Origin of the sequence: Nocardioides terrigena (genome assembly GCF_003047265.1) — a bacterium.
Lineage (GTDB): Bacteria > Actinomycetota > Actinomycetes > Propionibacteriales > Nocardioidaceae > Nocardioides > Nocardioides terrigena.
On the sequence record NZ_PZYY01000069.1, the window covers coordinates 1 to 591 of the forward strand.

The following is a 591-nucleotide window of genomic DNA, read 5'->3' on the forward strand; positions in this document are numbered from 1 at the left end:
AACGAAAAATGAAAGAGAGGATAGTGAAATGTGTAATACCAAGATTCTCAACTATGTATTGGTTAATTGCGTTCCTAGCATTTATATTCCCCGGTCGATCTTTTGCTGACGGTTACACCGCTTACTACCGATGTAATGGTACTCAGGAAGCATCTCTTACTGTTAAAGATAACAAACTAAGTATGGTTGTAGGTCTTTCTAAGTTTAATAGGCAACTGGATACTTATAGATTCAAAGAAAAGGGAATCGAAGTAGTAATGCAGAGAGCTGCTTCTGATGATAACTCTGAGGCCATAATGTCTTTTATTATGCCTGACGTTAACAATATGACCTTATTAGTTAAAAATAACGGCTACATTATCGTTAAGACAACCTGCTGGTTAACTAAAACCGACAAACAGTAGAACACGTAGTTAGTCGAGTATTTACCATAATACCTGTTGTCGGCATCAAAAAAGCCCGCATAGCGGGCTTCAGTCGTAAACTTCGCGGCGATGTCCAATCGTGGCGGCAAGGATAACAAGCTCGTCATCTCGGATCTCACACAGAACGCGATAATCTCCCACCCGATAGCGCCAGAACTCGCCCAGC

At 41.3% G+C, this 591-nt stretch carries 2 protein-coding genes; one reads left to right on the forward strand and one right to left on the reverse strand.

Annotated features, from left to right (window positions below):
• Nucleotides 1–404: hypothetical protein (locus tag DAE25_RS24065; protein ID WP_234411214.1), on the forward strand; the 404-nt coding region annotated here is incomplete at its 5' end.
• Between the two features lie 69 nt (nt 405–473).
• Here DAE25_RS24065 and DAE25_RS22895 read toward each other — a convergent pair.
• A complete protein-coding gene (locus DAE25_RS22895) occupies nt 474–590 on the reverse strand; it encodes a type II toxin-antitoxin system RelE family toxin (protein WP_227528345.1) in 117 nt (38 codons plus the stop codon).
• Between the last annotated feature and the right edge of the window lies 1 nt (nt 591).